This is a genomic window from Paraburkholderia phenazinium (assembly GCF_900141745.1).
Classification (GTDB): domain Bacteria; phylum Pseudomonadota; class Gammaproteobacteria; order Burkholderiales; family Burkholderiaceae; genus Paraburkholderia; species Paraburkholderia phenazinium_B.
The window spans coordinates 1,720,700-1,736,523 of sequence record NZ_FSRM01000001.1; the positions used below are offsets into that span (position 1 = coordinate 1,720,700).

The 15,824-nt window shown below is 63.8% G+C and carries 14 protein-coding genes; 4 read left to right on the forward strand and 10 right to left on the reverse strand.

The features are described 5' to 3' along the window. Positions 1-19: 19 nt before the first annotated feature. From BUS06_RS08035 to BUS06_RS08065, 7 genes are all read right to left on the reverse strand, one after another. Positions 20-1,468, reverse strand: a complete 1,449-nt coding sequence (locus BUS06_RS08035) for a hypothetical protein (RefSeq protein WP_074263799.1) — start codon at positions 1,466-1,468, stop codon at positions 20-22. 107 nt (positions 1,469-1,575) lie between these two features. After that, complete coding sequence (locus BUS06_RS08040; protein WP_074263800.1) at positions 1,576-2,379, reverse strand: peptidase C39; 804 nt, start codon at positions 2,377-2,379, stop codon at positions 1,576-1,578. A 6-nt stretch (positions 2,380-2,385) separates the two neighbouring features. Further along, entirely contained in the window at positions 2,386-3,000 is a 615-nt protein-coding gene (locus BUS06_RS08045; RefSeq protein ID WP_254368888.1) for a C39 family peptidase, read from the reverse strand. Between the two features lie 170 nt (positions 3,001-3,170). Further along, entirely contained in the window at positions 3,171-4,544 is a 1,374-nt protein-coding gene (locus BUS06_RS08050) for a hypothetical protein (RefSeq protein ID WP_074263801.1), read from the reverse strand. Between the two features lie 29 nt (positions 4,545-4,573). After that, entirely contained in the window at positions 4,574-5,227 is a 654-nt protein-coding gene (locus tag BUS06_RS08055) for a hypothetical protein (protein ID WP_254368784.1), read from the reverse strand. Further along, positions 5,224-5,736 carry a hypothetical protein gene (locus tag BUS06_RS08060; RefSeq protein WP_083611365.1) on the reverse strand — a complete coding sequence of 171 codons (513 nt, stop codon included), beginning with the start codon at positions 5,734-5,736 and terminating at the stop codon, positions 5,224-5,226. Before BUS06_RS08060 ends, BUS06_RS08055 begins: the two co-directional genes overlap by 4 nt. Positions 5,737-5,777: 41 nt before the next feature. Further along, on the reverse strand, positions 5,778-6,359 hold the full coding sequence (locus BUS06_RS08065; RefSeq protein ID WP_074263802.1) for a hypothetical protein: 582 nt from the start codon (positions 6,357-6,359) through the stop codon (positions 5,778-5,780). Positions 6,360-6,895: 536 nt separating this feature from the next. Here BUS06_RS08065 and BUS06_RS08070 point away from each other — a divergent pair. Further along, on the forward strand, positions 6,896-8,287 hold the full coding sequence (locus BUS06_RS08070; protein ID WP_074263803.1) for a sigma-54 dependent transcriptional regulator: 1,392 nt from the start codon (positions 6,896-6,898) through the stop codon (positions 8,285-8,287). Between the two features lie 122 nt (positions 8,288-8,409). Continuing rightward, positions 8,410-9,381 (forward strand): thymidylate synthase, encoded by a 972-nt coding sequence (locus tag BUS06_RS08075; RefSeq protein ID WP_074263804.1) that lies wholly within the window; start codon positions 8,410-8,412, stop codon positions 9,379-9,381. Positions 9,382-9,570: 189 nt separating this feature from the next. Here BUS06_RS08075 and BUS06_RS08080 read toward each other — a convergent pair whose 3' ends face one another. Both BUS06_RS08080 and BUS06_RS08085 read right to left on the reverse strand, forming a co-directional pair. After that, positions 9,571-12,279: a DUF6600 domain-containing protein gene (locus BUS06_RS08080; RefSeq protein WP_074263805.1), complete on the reverse strand. Its 2,709-nt coding sequence runs from the start codon at positions 12,277-12,279 to the stop codon at positions 9,571-9,573. Positions 12,280-12,456: 177 nt separating this feature from the next. Further along, positions 12,457-13,170, reverse strand: a complete 714-nt coding sequence (locus BUS06_RS08085) for an ArsR/SmtB family transcription factor (RefSeq protein ID WP_074265965.1) — start codon at positions 13,168-13,170, stop codon at positions 12,457-12,459. Positions 13,171-13,359: 189 nt separating this feature from the next. On the opposite strand from BUS06_RS08085, the gene BUS06_RS37780 reads away from it, so the two are divergent. Beyond that, entirely contained in the window at positions 13,360-13,500 is a 141-nt protein-coding gene (locus tag BUS06_RS37780; RefSeq protein WP_167379375.1) for a hypothetical protein, read from the forward strand. Between the two features lie 229 nt (positions 13,501-13,729). Next, positions 13,730-14,236: an acyl-CoA thioesterase gene (locus BUS06_RS08090; protein WP_074263806.1), complete on the forward strand. Its 507-nt coding sequence runs from the start codon at positions 13,730-13,732 to the stop codon at positions 14,234-14,236. 142 nt (positions 14,237-14,378) lie between these two features. On the opposite strand, the gene fumC is transcribed toward BUS06_RS08090, so the two are convergent. Then, on the reverse strand, positions 14,379-15,779 hold the full coding sequence (gene fumC, locus BUS06_RS08095; protein ID WP_074263807.1) for a class II fumarate hydratase: 1,401 nt from the start codon (positions 15,777-15,779) through the stop codon (positions 14,379-14,381). Positions 15,780-15,824: the final 45 nt, after the last annotated feature.

Genomic DNA, 15,824 nt, shown 5'->3' on the forward strand with positions numbered 1-15,824 from the left:
ACCTCGTATCGTTGGCACGTCAAAAAGTGTAGGGAAAGCGCACGCCGATCACGAAATTCGGTGTGTCGGGCGTGAGCCCCACGGAGACCGAACCATTGATCGTCAGGTGCTTGTTCACTACGTGATTCAGGCCGAAAGTCAGCGCGGCAGCGGTCGTTTCGCTGCCCGGCACCTTCGAATAGGAGCCGCCAGGCGCCCTGGTCTCTGACTCCGGCTCCAATGCCATCGTGTACGACACGCTGGCCGAGTCCTTGTCCGAGAAGGCCAGCGCGGCGCCGCCGCCGAACTGCACCACGTCGCCGATCTTGACCGTCGCCGGCTCGGTCTGGCCGATGACCGAAGAGATGTCCGAGAACGAACGCGCGATGTTGTAGGTGTACGAAAGACTGCCGAACAGCACGACCGGGTCATAGGTCTTTAGGACGGACAGCCCCGCTGTGACGTTCCAGAAGCCGGTGCCGGTAGGCAGCTTGCTCGGGGCGACGAGGTTCGTGTTGTCGGCATCGACCTGCTGCAGCTTGATGCCGAACGGCGACGAACCGGTCGGCGCCTTGATGCGCAGGCTACCTACCAGGTCCGGCAGGCTGTTGGTTTCCTTAAGAAACTCGTAGTACACACCGAAGTTGACGTCGCCGATGTCACTCGAATTGGCCGACGCGTCCGAGAGCGTGCTCGCTGCACCGCCGGCGCCGCCGACGATGAAGTTGCTGTGCCGGTAGATATACGGCACGTCGAGATCGACGCTCAGCCGGTCGCTGAGGCCGTAGCGGGTGTCGAGGTCCGCCATCACCTGGTGTGATTTGGTCTCGCCCAGGTTGATGTTGCCGAGGAAGATCGCATCGAGCGCGAGGAAGCCCGAGAGTTGCAACTGGCGGCGATCGTAGTAGGTATCGCTGATGCCCCAGTCGAAGGTCAGCTTGTGGTCGAACAGCGGCGTGTGCTGCTGGCTCTGCACTACGGCGTCTTCCGATTGCGTGCGCACCGGCTCCGCGGCTTTCTGGGTCTGGCCGACCGCGCCTGTGCCATCGGTCGCAGGCGGCAGGCCGCCGCCGTTGCTGTTGCCGCTATCCGGCACCGGCGGATTGACCGGTACGCCGGTCGCGGTGCCCGTACCGCTGCCAGGTGCACTCGACTCGGGGTTGATCTGGGCGAGCGGCGGCAGCGGCGCCGGCAGCCCATCTGCGCCCGGCTGCTGGCCGGCGGCGATGCTGCCGTCGGCCGACGCACCGGCCCCCGGCAGGCCCCGGCCGCGCTGCGACATCTCGAGGTTCGTGACCTGTTGTTCGAGCGAATTGATCTGCTTCTGCTGTTCGCTGATCACCCGCATCAACGTGTTCAGCCGGTCTTCGACCGATTGGTCTGCGAGCGCCTGGGCGTGGGCGCCCTGTGAAAGTGCAAACAGCATGACCGCCGCAGGGATGGCCGCTAACATCACGCGCGGTGTCCCGGTCGTTGAGAATCTCATCATTTTGTGCTCCCCCGGTATTCTGACTGCGCGTCGCATATCTCCATGTGCTTCGCGCGGCCGTTCTGATACTTCGTTTTCCTACGTTTTTATCGGGTGGCGGCCCGTTTTTATCTCCTCACTGTGTTTTGCAGTGCTTGTAGTACGCCGAGCTGGCGGAGCATCGACGCCGACATCTGTTGCGTCTGCAAATGCAGTTGCAGCGCGTTGGCGACTTGCTGGTTATTGCCTGCAATCTTGAGTAGTTGGGAGATCATGCCGGCCTGTTGTGAAGTACCCGGCGCGATGGTTTGCGTGGCGATGCCCGCCGGCGTTTGCAGTGCGATCGACATGGCGCCGTTGCCGAACGTGACGCCGGCTTTCACGGAGCCACTCGCGTTGCTCGCGGAGGCTGAGGTCTGGTTGTTAAACGTGCCGGTAGACAGGGTGCTTGCCGGCGAGTTGAAGTCGATCACCGCCTGGTTGGCGCTGTTGTTGCCGTTGCCGGCAACCTGGGTGATCTGCGAGACGCCGTTGACCGTGACGTTTTGACCGCCCGTGGCGCTCGCGTTGGGATTGGCCCCACTGCCTGCGGAGGTGTTCGGTCCGATGACGACCGCGTTCGAGCTGACCTGGACGTTCGTCTGGTTAAGCGCGTTGGTCACGATCGAGAGTGCGCCCTGCGCGAGGGCGGTGGTGCCGTTCGGCAGATTCCACTGCGACAGCAGATTCACGACGACGCCGGAGATGACGTCGCCACCGATGCCTTTGCCGCTTTGCGAGGCGAGGACGTCGTCGTCGACAGGTTGCAGATTGACGGCGGCGGTGTCTTCAACGATAAAGGGGGCCGTCGCCTCGGCAGCCTGGGCGACGGACGCAAGACCACACGTTGCGAAACACAACGCGCAGCCGATAGTGATTAGGTTTCGTTCCATGACGAGTCAGAACAACTCTGCCTTGATCAGCCCATATTCAACAAAGGGAGTCGCTGCCGTACCGTCTTCCAGCGCACGTTCGCGCAGTTTGAGCGCGAGCGACTCGTTGCCTTGCAAGAGCGGAGAATCCTCCATAAATGGCTTGCCGACGACCGCGAATACGAGGCCGTTCCACTTCGAGACGAAGTCGCTTTCCATGACGATGCGGTTGCCCAGTGCAGGGTCGGCCACAAAGATGCGGCCATCTTCCGCGTGCTTGACGATCACGAAGTGTTCGTAGCCGTCGCTGTTCATCAGCACGATCACGGGAATCTGCAGGTGGTAAAGCGCTTCGGGAGCAACCCGGAAGCCGCGGCCACGCAGGCCGATCGTTTCGACGAACTTCTTCATGTCGAGCATCGAGAAGCCGTTTTTCACCACCACTTCTGGTTTCGAGAAAACCATCATGCGGCGGATCATTTCGGTCTCCGGAATGTCGATGCCGTAGCCGAACTTCAGCAATGTAGCGAGCGCAGCGGAGCCGCAGCTATAGTCGTAGCGCTGGGAGACGATGTGGTTGTAGCGGAGATCGCGGATCGAATGCACGTTCATGTCGAACGGCACACCCGCGGCGGCATACATGTTGAGCGCACTCTGGGCGTGACCCGGCTGTGACAGCCCAAGTCCGGCGAACAATGCCAGAAAGAGACAATGCGTTACCCTGCTCACCCCGAACATGGTCATTCCCCCTGCGGAGACAGTCGGCCAGCCCGAAGGCTGACCGTTGTCTTCCTGCGTTGATGCTCTTGTTACTAGTGCGACACGCTGGCGACTGCGAGGCCGTTGTGTTGCAGGTTGCCTACCCCCGACGCGATGTTCACGCCGATGTTGCCTGTTGCGTTGGCGAGAGCGCCGGCGCCGAGCGTGGCCGAGCCGGTGAACTGGCCGTTGACCATGGCGTCTGCGGTCTGGCAGTTCTGGTCGCTGGCGATCGCTTCGCCGCCGCTGCCCCAGTGGTTGCTGGCGCTGGTCGTCGTGGCCGAAGCTGCGAGGCTGTTGTTCTGCACGTTGCCCAGACCCGATGCCACGTTCACGCCAATGTTGCCGGTTGCATCTGCGAGCGCGCCGGCACCGACGGAGGAGACGAAGTTGAAGTCGCCTACCTTGGCCGAACCGCCCGATGCCTGCGTCGAGTAGATCTGCGCGGTGCCGAATACCGGACCCACATCCATGTTCGACAGCGCGGCGTCGTTGGACTGCGCGTTGTCGACACCGGTTGCGATGTTGACGCCGACGTTGCCGCTCGTCGTTTGCAGCGCGTTGTTGCCGATGCCAGCCGACATTTCCGTCGGTGTTTCGGTGTTGATGTGCTGGGTCACGCTGCCCGTTACCGAGATGTTGCCGGCGTTGTCGGAGTAGTTATGCGTCCAGCCATAAGCGTGGCTGCCTTCCGACACGCTGGCGGATTCCCTGCTGCCGCTGCCGCTGTAGGTCTGCGTAGCCGTGCTCATGCTGTTGGCTGCGTAGCCGCCGTAGGCGACGCCGTAGCCCGCTGCTGCGCCGGCGAAGCCGCCGCCGTAGTTGTCCGAGACGTGCGTGTTGAGCGCCGCGGCAAAGCCTGCTGCCAGTCCGCCGACGATCACGCCGCCGCCACCGCCGATACCGGCGATCAGGCCGGCTGCGAGGAAGCCGTTTGCAGAAGCATGCGTGTTCGCGTAGTTGTAGCCCTGATAACCCGCTGCGATACCCGTTGCGAAGCCGCCGCCAGCAACAAACCCGGCGCTCGACGAGGCCGTCTTCGTCTGCGTGTTGGTCTTGTTGTACTGGTAAGCGCTAGCGTTGTATGACTGGCTGGCGCCCCAGCCGCTGCCGCCGCCGCTGGCGTTGTTCCAGGTATTCGACGTGTCGATGGAGGTCGTCACGTGGCCGGAGGTGTAGCTTTGCGGCGGTGTCTTCATGTTCACGCCGGAGATGCTGACGTTCTGCGTGTTGTTGACGGTGGCGCCCGAGCTGCTGTTGACGTCGACGCGGCCGCGCAGCTGGATGAAGCCGAATTCGCCGATGTCGGTATAGATGTCGGTTGCGGTAAACAGCTCAGCCGGGTCGCAGCCGGCCGTGCATTCTGCGTAGGCCGAGCTGGCTGCCAACGTCGACAGAACAGCCGCTGCAATGAGAGTGCGCTTCATGATGACGCTCCGATAAAGGGTGTGGCTCGTTAGAAAAAGGTGCCCGCCGGGGGACGGAGCACAAAACTGTTTGAACTGACATTGCCTGTACCGGCTGCCTGGTTGATCTGGACGATTCCACTGACGTTCTTGAGCGCATCCGCACCGATGGATACCTCGCGCGCGTCGTGGTTTTGAGCAGAACCAACCGAACCGCCGTTTTTGGCGGTCGTGGCGGATAGCACCCCATCCGCTACGATCTCCCCTTCAACCGGAGCAGCACCGATCAAGGCGCTGTTCCGCTGAAGATTCCCTACACCCGCCGACTGATTCACTTCGATAAGGCCAGAGGTGTTTGAAAATGCGTTACTACCGATATCGCTGCGCGCTGCCGTCGTCTTCGCATTCGTCGACGCGCTCTGCGAGCTGCTGATCAGATTGAGCGGCACCTGTCCGCCCGTCATCACGCCCTGATTGGCTTGCGCGTTGTCGAGACCCGCGGCCTCGTTGATCGCTACGACGCCTGTGGCGCCGTTCGCCACACCGCTGCCGATCAGCGACTGCAGATCGCTCAACTGGGTCGGCACCCCTTGCGCCTGAGCGGCACAGCTGACGCAGCCGAACAGCACGAGGGCGATCGCTGGACGCAACAGGGGCTGGCGTGACGGCAACGTGTTCATGAACGGGGTGCGCGTCGCTTTCATTTCATTGCTCCCATTGCTGCGCCGAGCGGTGCAAGCGCGCCAGTGACCGTTTGTGCAATCGAGCCGCCGATTCCGCCGATGCCACCGAGGCTGGCGCCGGCTCCCACCGGGATGCCGCTGCCGGCAACCGTGCCGTTGCCGGCGAGCAGATGTTCGATCCCGTTGGAGCCGACCAGCGCCGGCATGAAGCTGCCACCGGTGACGCCGGAAGTGCCGTGCGCCCGGGTCAGATCGGTGTCGCTCACCATCGCGCCCATCGCCGAATCGAAGGCGCCGGTCGGGAACGTCTGGACCTGCACAGCGATCGGGTCGTCCGCCTTCGGCACTGGCACGAACGCATCGCGCGGCGTGACCGTGCTCTGGATGATCAGGTTGCCCGGAGCGTCCGCTACCTGCGCTGCGGCCGGAATCGCGGCGCCGGCCGCGAGGCCGCTCACCAGCACGCAGACGAGCGCGGTGCGGGAGTTGCCGGGGCGGTGCTGGCGGGTCATCTGGGTTGAGGCGTTCATGTCGGTTCCTTGCTGGCGGGGTGCGGACGCACGTCGCTCAACTAGTTGCGCTGATAGGTCGTGACGTTGCCCTGGGCCGAGCGGGCTACGTCGACGGGAATCGGCATCGGCGACGGCGGGGCGATTTCGTCCCACAGCGTCACGTGGTTGCCGCCGCTGGCGTTGCCATGCATCAGCTGTGGCGTCGCAGCCACCATCAGCATCCCGCCGAAACCGCCGCGTTGTTGCGACAACGCCTGATCGTCCAGCGCCAGATCATTGGCCGTGGTCGCGGCGGCCGGGATGCTCAGCGGGTCGCCTGCGAGATCGCTAACGGGTGCAGCGGTATTCGCGGTGTTGGCTGAGGGATCGGTCGCGGTAGTTGCTGAGGTAGCTGCGGAGGTAGTTGCCGAGGTATTGGTCGAGGCAGTTGCGGTATCTGCCGTGTCGCTCACCGCGGTATCCGGGGCCGCCACCGCTGCGGGCGTCACGCTCGCGAGGGTGACGGATCCGGTATCGGGAGAACTGGCGGTGATGGGTTCCTGTGCATTGACGCCTGGGGGCAGCGCTGTGAGTAGCAGCGCGGCGCATATTGCTGCGGGCTGCTGGAAGTGGCGCAAGTCGATGCGGAAAGCGAGTCGCATGATGTGTCTCCTTGGTGCGAGACTTTTAGCGAAACATGTGCCATGAGGCTCAACCCGTTGATGCGATTGGGTGCAGGGCAGGGCGTGCAGAGCCACCAGGCAAAAAGGAGGCAAAAATGTTTCAGCCCTGAAACGGGCGGCAGGAAATACCGATAATTCGCATTTGAGGCCCGTACCCAAAGGCTCAGGGTAGATACGTAGCCAACCAGTCTGGAAACGTTTTATTCAAAATGTTCAGACTTGTGGAATGCCCGTCCAGCCTTGCTGGGCGGTAGAGGGCGCGATTAAATTCGCATATTTGTTTTCGAAGCGGCGCGCGTATAGTAAGCTCTCGAAAACAGAGTCACATTTAAAAAAAGCCTGAAGCTGGGCCGTCTCAATCACACACGCCGCTTTTCGGGGATCAGCTGTCCGCACGGAATGGAATGGCCGTTCGGTATTTGCTACGTGCGAATCCCGAGCTGAGTCAATGTGTCTGAAACAAGTTCAGGCGCGTGCCGTCATCCTTAACGTTCGTTGACGAGAGGATCTGAATAATGGAACCCGCAACGCGGCAACTGATTTACGTTTCGCGTGACCCTAGCGCGGAATTGAATACCAGGTTTCACCAACGGGGCTGGAACGTCGAAGTCGTCGGTTCGGCGCGCGACGTGCGCCGTGCCGTTCGCGCCGGAATGGCAGCGGGCGGTTTGCTTGACCTGTCGAGTCATTTCCAGCAGCACGAGATTGCTGCGTTCGAATCGTGCCTGACGATGCCGAACGTGGGCTGGGTCGCCGCAACCATGCCCGGTCAATTGCAGGACGCAGCGCTGCGCCGGCTGGTGCGCGACTACTGTTTCGATTACGTGACGGTGCCTTATTCGGGCGACAGGATTGTCGACTCGGTAGGCCACGCCTACGGCATGATCTCGCTTGGCGAACCCGCTTCAAACGATGGCACGCCGAGCGGCACGGAAGGCGAAATGGTCGGTTCGTGCGATGCCATGCTTGCGCTGTTCCGCTCCATCCGCAAGGTCGCGATGACCGATGCTCCGGTGTTTATCTCGGGTGAATCCGGTACCGGCAAGGAACTGACGGCAGTGGCGATCCATGAGCGTTCGTCGCGCCGCGGCGCGCCGTTCGTGCCGATCAACTGCGGCGCAATTCCTCCGCATCTGCTGCAGTCCGAACTGTTCGGCTATGAGCGTGGCGCCTTTACGGGGGCCAATCAACGCAAGATCGGCCGGGTCGAAGCGGCGAACGGCGGCACCCTGTTTCTCGATGAAATCGGCGACCTGCCGCTCGAAAGCCAGGCGAGCCTGCTGCGCTTTCTGCAGGAGCGCAAGGTGGAGCGCCTCGGCGGCCATGGCGCGATCGACGTCGATGTGCGCATCATCTCGGCGACTCACGTCGATATGAACGCGGCGATGATCGAAGGACGTTTCCGCTCGGACCTGTACCACCGTCTGTGCGTACTGCAAATCGACGAACCGCCGTTGCGTGCACGTGGTAAGGATATCGAACTACTTGCGCGGCACATGCTGGACCGCTTCAAAAAGGATGCAAGCCGCCGTTTGCGCGGCTTCGCGCCCGATGCGATCGCAGCGCTGCACAACTACAGCTGGCCGGGCAATGTGCGCGAACTGATCAACCGGGTGCGGCGTGCCATCGTCATGTCGGAAGGGCGCGCGATCACGGCACGCGATCTCGAACTCGCGGAGTATGTGGAGATCGTGCCGGTGTCGCTTGCGCAGGCGCGCGAAGCGGCGGAGCGTCAGGCTATCGAACTGGCGTTGCTGCGTCACCGAGGCCGCCTTGGCGATGCGGCGCAGGAACTGGGTATCTCGCGGGTGACGCTGTACCGCCTGCTGTGCGCGCACGGGATGCGTCATATGGAAGGCGAGCCGATCGTGCCGCATGGCGAGCCGGCCTCGGTGCCGCATATCTGACCGGGCGGGACCTGAGCCGGACCTCGACGGACTTCAGCGGGACGTGAGCCGGCTTCGCTTGCTAGAATCGGGTTTTGACGTAAAAACTCCCAGGCGCCCGGCGCCGGGCCGAAGGAACCCGAATGAAACAATACCTCGACCTCGTCCGCTCGATTCTCGATACCGGCACGTGGCAGGAGAACCGCACCGGCATCCGCACCATCAGCATGCCGGGCGCGATGCTGCGCTTCGACCTCCAGCAGGGTTTCCCCGCCGTCACCACCAAAAAACTGGCGTTTAAATCGGCGATTGGCGAGCTGGTCGGGTTCCTGCGCGCTTCGCGCAGCGCCGCGGACTTTCGCGATCTCGGCTGCAAGGTGTGGGACGCGAACGCCAATCAGAATCCCCAATGGCTGGCTAATCCGTATCGTGAAGGTCCTGACGACCTGGGCGACGTCTATGGCGTGCAATGGCGCAAATGGCCCGCATACAAGGTGCTGGACGCATCGGCAAGCGAACGGATAGCGGATGCGACCGGGCGCGGCTACCGGGTCGTCACCGAGTTCGAGGAAGACGGCGGCCGCAAGGTGCTGCTGTACAAGGCAATTGACCAGTTACGGCAGTGCCTCGACACGATCATGCAGAACCCGGCCGACCGGCGCATTCTGTTTCACGGCTGGAATCCCGCCGTGCTCGAAGAAATCGCGCTGCCGGCGTGCCATTTGCTGTACCAGTTCCTGCCCAATGCGGCGCGCCGCGAAATCTCGCTGTGCCTGTACATCCGCAGTAACGATGTGGGTCTTGGCACGCCGTTCAATCTGACCGAGGGTGCAGCCCTGCTGCATCTGGTCGGACGGTTGACGGGCTATACGCCGCGCTGGTTCACGTACTTCATCGGCGACGCGCATATCTACGAAAACCAGCTCGATATGCTGCAGCGACAACTCGCGCGCGAGCCTTATGAGAGCCCGCAACTGGCGATTGACGAGCGCGTGCCGGACTATGCTGAAACCGGGGTGTACGAACCCGAGTCGCTCGAGAAGATCGAGCCGGCGGATTTCTCGCTGGTTGGTTATCGACATCACGAGCCGTTGACCGCGCCAATGGCAGTTTGATTCTCACGGCGCACTGCTTTGGCGGCGCGCTGCGGTAATAAAAAGCCCACGCAGAAATAATCCTGCGTGGGCTTTTTGTTTTGCGGCGGCGGGACCGCGGGTTTAAAGGTGATGAATAGCGTTAGTGCGTTTACTACCGAGCGTCCGATTAATTCCGCTCGCTAGTCTGGTTCAGATCCATTCCTGTCGTTAGCCCTTGCGATGCTCCTCGTGGCCGCCGTTATTGGAATGCTGCTCGGGATGCGGCTGAGGCCGCTGAGCCTGCTGCGCCGGACGCGGTTCGGGACGCGGTTGCTGTGCCTGCTGCGGGCGAGGCTCCTGGCGCGGTGCCGGTTGTGGGCGCGGTTCCTGGCGTGGCGCCTGCTGGGCCTGTTGCGGATGATATTCCTGACGCGGTTGTGCTTGCGGCTGCGGACGAGGCTCTTCGCGCGGTGCCTGCTGGGCTTGTTGCGGGTGATATTCCTGACGAGGCTGAGCTTGCGCTTGAGGCTGCGGGCGGGGCTCTTCTCGAGGAGCCTGTTGAGCCACCGGCGGATGAAATTCCGCTGCGCGCGGCTGCGGAGCCTCCTGCGGATGATTCTCTGCGGCGCGCGCCTGCTGTTGCGGCTGCGCTTGCACACCTGCCGCCGGTGCGTGCGGTTCCCGTCCGGCCGGTTCAGGCGCGCGAGCAGCCATCGCCGGATTTTCGCCCGGATGCGGCACGCCGTGCTGCTGCTCACCCTGCTGCACGGCGATGGCGCCCGGCTGCTGCCGGTTCGGCGCTTCGCCTTGCGGTGTGAACGGCTGACGGCCCGCCTCCTGCTGCGGTGCGCCGTGCGCCTGCGCCTGTTGGGCCTGCTGTGCCATCGGCGTATGCGGCTGCGTCCACGCGGGTTCGTGACGACCCTCGGCCGTGGCCTGTTGAGCCGTTACCGGGCCGCCTGCGCCGTGCTGCCCGAAGCCGTTTGGATTGACACCGGCAGCCTGCGGCGGGCGCGGCACGCCATTGTTCGGCTGCGGACGTTCATTTGCCAACTGGGCAGGCCCCCCCGGTGTACCCGGAGCGCCGGCCCGAGCCTGCTCAGGCGCGCCGTGCGGCGCTTGTCCACCGTTCGCCGGATTCGGACCGCCAGCAAACGGACGTGCGCCGTTCGCTGCAGGCTCACCCGGTCGCGGCGCGCCGCCCTCCGGGACGCGCGGCGCAGCACCCGCAGCCATCCGCGGCGAATTGGCCTGCACCACCCGGACGTTCTGCATGGCCGCCGCCGCGGCGGGTGCGCCGTGTGCCGCAGCGCCAGCAAAATGCGCCGGCACCGAAGTGCGCACGACCGGCGCGCCGGCGCCAGGCACCTGGCCGCCGCCTTGCGCGAAACGTTGCGCGAGCGTGTCGCGATAGGCGGCCGGTACGGCCGGGCTGCGCGTGGCTACCACCGGGCGTGCCGTCACAGCTGCGGGCGGCCGGTAGTTGGCGTTACGCATGCCGGAGCCGAAGCTCTGACGTACCGGCGCGATCCCCGGGCTGCCCGGGTTGATCTGCGCGTTGCGCCACTGCGCCGGATCGACCTTCTGCGCAAACCGGCCAGTCGGCTGGCCATGCACAAAGGCAGTCGCCGGCACGGCCGTGACACCGCCCGGTGCACGGTAGTTGATGTAGGTGTTGTGAATGTTGTTGATGTTCGTCACGTTATTGATGTTCGTGACGTTCACATGGTTGTAGTTGTTCACGCGGTTGTAGTAGCCGGGACTCCAGCCGCCTCCACGCGGATGCCAAGCCTCACCGGGACCGAGCGGGAACCATGCGACGCCCGCCGCGGCCACACCGCCGACCGCCAGACTCACGCCCCAGTCGAACGAACCGCCGCCCCCGCCGACGAAGCCGACCAGCGCCGGCGCATACACCGGCGGCGCATCGACGACGACCGGGCCGGGCACCCACGCCCACGAGTCGTCGACGTAGGCCCAACGGCCGTAGTGGTACGGCGCGAAGCCCCACGGCGCGTCGTCGACCCAGGTCCAGCCCCACGGCGCCTGCCAGACCCAATGGCCGTCGTGATAAGGCGCCCAGCCGGCCGGCACTGCATTTGGCGTCCACACCTCGCCGTACTGCGGGCTGCTGCGCCATGTGCCGTTGGCATCGAGATCCTCATAACCGGGCACGTCGCGCGAGACGTAGCGAGCCGACACCGAGCGGTCTTCTTCGGCATCGCGACTGGCGGCCCACTGATCGAAGCCGTCGAGCCCCGGCGCGCCGGTGTCCGCCACCTGCTGCAGCGCGGTACCGGCAAAGCGGATCTGCTGGCCGGCGGCGATCTGCACCTGACCGTTGTCGCCATACACAGTGGCGGCGCCGCCGCGCACGGTGACGGTCGTGCTGCTGCCGTCGGGCGCGACGTCGACACGGTAGTCGCCGGGAGCGGTGATGCCGAGCGCGAGATTCGGCGTATCGATCTCATACGTTGAGCCCGGCGCCAGTTCCCGCACGCGGGTCGACAGCGTGCCCTGCGCGACTTTCAGCTGCGCGTTGGAGTCGTCGAGATTGAGGATATCGAGGCTGGTCGAATCGCCGAGTCGCACCGCGGTCGAGCCGATGTGCATTTCCGCGCGTGCGTTCTGGTCGTCCCAGAGCTGGTCGCCGGTGGTGAGCGGGCGGTTGATCTGCGCGTAGGACCAGTCGGTGGCGCCGGCAGGCTCGGTCGTCACGGCACCGGAGGTATAGTTCAGGCGGGCGACGCGGCCCGGCGGATCGGTATTGCCGGTGCTCTGGGCCGCGCCAGGCGCGTTTTCGGGAGGAGGAGGGGCTTCCTGGGCGAGGACGGTCTGGGCTACGAGCGTCAAGACTGCGGCTGCTATCAGCGTATAACCGCGGGTATAAACGGTGACGCGGCGCGTTGTACGTTGTTCGGTGCTGATCGTTTTCATGTTGTCTCTCTAACGGACACTCGGTGGTTGCATCCGTGAAAGAACTTTAGCGTTGTGGCATGTTTCAAGGCGTCCGCATTTGTAAGCCTCCTTACCTGCCGTGTAACAAAAAATCCTGCCGGTCCGGTTGTACCGGAAACGGCGCCTATGACCCGACCGCACCTGGCCGGGCGGCGCTCAGTTCGTCAGGAACTCGTTGAAGTGCTGGTGACCAGCCGGTGTGATCCGAAGGATGCGCGGCCGCTCGGTGCGCTCCACCCAGCCGTGCGTCGACCAGGCATCGAGTAAGGCCGCGCCGAGTGCGCCACCGAGGTGTGGGCGCCGCTCGCTCCAGTCCGGGCAGGTGCAGGCGAAACGTCGGCGGCGGCTGCGCTGGCCGGTGACGTCGATACCCCAGCGGGCGAGTTGAGCCGCCCCCCTGGTGGTGGCGTCGAGCGTATTGCCGTGCAGGGTCAGGAGGTCGTGGCTCAGCATCCGCTCGAACAGTTGCACGGACAGTTCGCCCGCCATGTGGTCGTAGCAGGTGCGTGCGTAACGCATGTCGACGGGGACCGTGCGGGCCGGACGCGGTGTCATGCGCAGCGGTGCGCTCGCCTGTGCCACGTTGGCAAGCGCTTCGATGGAGGCGGCGATGTCGGGTGAGGCAATCCGGAAGTAGCGATGTCGCCCGCGTACCTCGACGGTCAGCAGACCGCCCTCGGTGAGGCGGGCAAGATGCGCGCTGGCGGCCGACGGCGAAAGACCGGCCACCATCGTCAATTCGCCGGCCGGGCGCGCACTGCCGTCCATCAGCGCCCATAGCATGGCGGCGCGGCCGGGATCGGCGAGCAGCGCGCCGATCCGGCTGAGGCCTGGAAAGTGATTCTGTTCGTCGGAAAGCTGGGCAGTCATGTGAATCTCCCGGTACGGCGCAGGCGAGCGTTCGCCAACGTCTTCACTATAGCGGGAGGCTGCATTCGATGTTTCGGCCTGGCGTGAAGCGTCGAATGCAGCTTGCACTCGCCAGCCTGCCGGGGCGTTTGTGCGCGGCTTCGCCGAGCCAGGCTAGAATCAAAGCCCGACTTCGAGAAAAGCGCCGTCATGAAGCTCCTGCTTGCCATCGCCGTTACCGTGCTTTTGTGCGCCGCCTGTGCGCAGGGTGGCGCGGCATCGTCGGGCGCGGGTTCGGGCAGCATCGATATGTACGGCACGATCGATGAAGGAATTTCTTATCACAAATGAAACATCGTGTCGGCGGAGAACGCCATTTTGGCGGAAATCGACTTGACTTTGTGGCGTCCGCTGACTTCCTCCTGTAACGATCAATCCGGGAAAAATGCTGCGCCGCATCTCGCAAGCAGACCCTTTTGTCTGTGGCAAAACATAGTTACCGACCCTCGCCGCGTCACACAGTCAAAATTGCGCTCGTATAATCGGCTCCTTTAGAAACATTCGTTTGCCCGGAGTCAAGATGAGCACCCCTGTTGCTGCGCCGCTGGACCGTTCGGAAACTACCTTCCGCTTTCTCGCCGAGCCCACCTCGGTCAACTTCGGCGGCAAGGTGCACGGCGGTGCACTGATGAAATGGATCGACGAAACCGCCTACGCGTGTGCCGCGGTCTGGTCCGGACGTTATTGCGTGACGGTCAGCGTCGGCAATATCCGCTTCCGCCGGCCGATTCTCGTCGGCAATCTGGTCGAACTGCGCGCGCGCGTGGTTCACACGGGGCGCACCAGCATGCACATCCACGTATCAGTGCAGGCGGGGGATCCGAAGGGCGGCGAACTGATGCAGACCACCGATTGTCTGGTCGTGATGGTGGCGGTCAACGAGAATGGCCACCCGGTTCCGGTGCCGGCCTATCTGGCGGAAAACGAGGAGCAGAAGCGTCTGGCCAAGTACGCGCTGGACGTGAAAGAGGCGCTCGACGCGATCGTCGAACTGAAGCCGGACGAAGTGGCGCAGGGCAAGATTTAAACGGCAACGAACAAATGCGCCGTGTCGGTTCTGAAAACCGGCACGGCGCTTTTTGCATCTGTCTCGCGGTGGCCTGAGCCGGGCTTCGTTCAGCACGAAACCCGGTTCCAGTCAGGCCTGAACGCGGCCTGACCTCACGACCTCAAGCCGGCGTATTGCCGACCATATCGTTCGGTTTTACCCACTCGTCGAACTGCTGTTCGGTGACAAATCCAAGCGCCAGTGCCGAGGCCCTGAGCGTCGTGCCTTCCTTGTGCGCCTTCTTCGCGATCTTGGCCGCCTTGTCGTAGCCGATGTGCGGATTGAGCGCCGTCACCAGCATCAGCGATTCGTTGAGCAGCGTGTCGATGCGCTCGCGATTCGGCTCGATGCCGACCGCGCAGTTGTCGTTGAAGCTGTGCGCGCCGTCGGCGAGCAGGCGGATCGACTGCAGCACATTGTGCGCAATCATCGGACGGAACACGTTCAGTTCGAAGTTGCCGCTCGCGCCGCCCATATTCACCGCGACGTCGTTGCCGAACACCTGGCAGCACAGCATGGTCATCGCTTCGGACTGGGTCGGATTAACCTTGCCCGGCATGATCGAGCTACCGGGCTCGTTTTCCGGAATCGACAGTTCGCCGAGACCGCAACGCGGGCCGCTCGCGAGCCAGCGCACGTCGTTGGCGATCTTCATCAGGCTGGCCGCGACGGTCTTGAGCGCACCGTGCGCGAATACCAGCGCGTCGGCGGCGGCCATCACCTCGAACTTGTTGGGCGCCGATACGAACGGCACACCGGTTAGCTTGCCGATTGCCGCGGCAACCTTGTCGGCGAACTGCGGATGCGCGTTCAGGCCGGTGCCGACCGCAGTGCCGCCCTGCGCGAGTTCGTAGAGATGCGGCAGCGCCGATTCGACGTGGCGAATGCCGTGGTCGAGTTGCGCCACATAACCGGAGAATTCCTGACCCAGCGTGAGCGGCGTCGCATCCTGCAAGTGGGTGCGGCCGATCTTGACGATCCCGGCGAATGCTTTCGCCTTGCCGTCGAGCGTCGCACGCAGCGTTTTCAACGCGGGCACCAGATGCTTGACGATGCCGACCGCCGCCGCCACATGCATGGCCGTCGGAAACACGTCGTTAGACGACTGGCCGCGATTTACGTCGTCGTTCGGGTGCACCTTGCGCGCCTCGCCGCGCTCGCCGCCCAGCAGCTCGCTCGCGCGGTTGGCGATCACCTCGTTGAGGTTCATGTTGGTCTGCGTGCCGGAGCCGGTCTGCCAGACCGCCAGCGGAAATTCGTGCGGATGCTTGCCTTCGATGATTTCGTCGGCGGCCTGCATAATGGCCTTCGCTTTGCTCTCGTCGAGCACGCCGAGGCCCAGATTGACCTCGGCCGCCGCACGCTTGATGACGGCCAGCGCCGTGATCAGCTCGGGCGATTGCTTCTCCGTGGAGATGCGGAAATTCTGCAGCGAACGCTGGGTTTGCGCGCCCCATAGCTGCGCGTTCGGCACGGCAATCTCGCCGAACGTGTCGCGCTCCATTCGTACGTCTTCGGTCATGGTTCAACTCCGCTTTAACTGAAAAGCTCAATTAGCTGGATAACT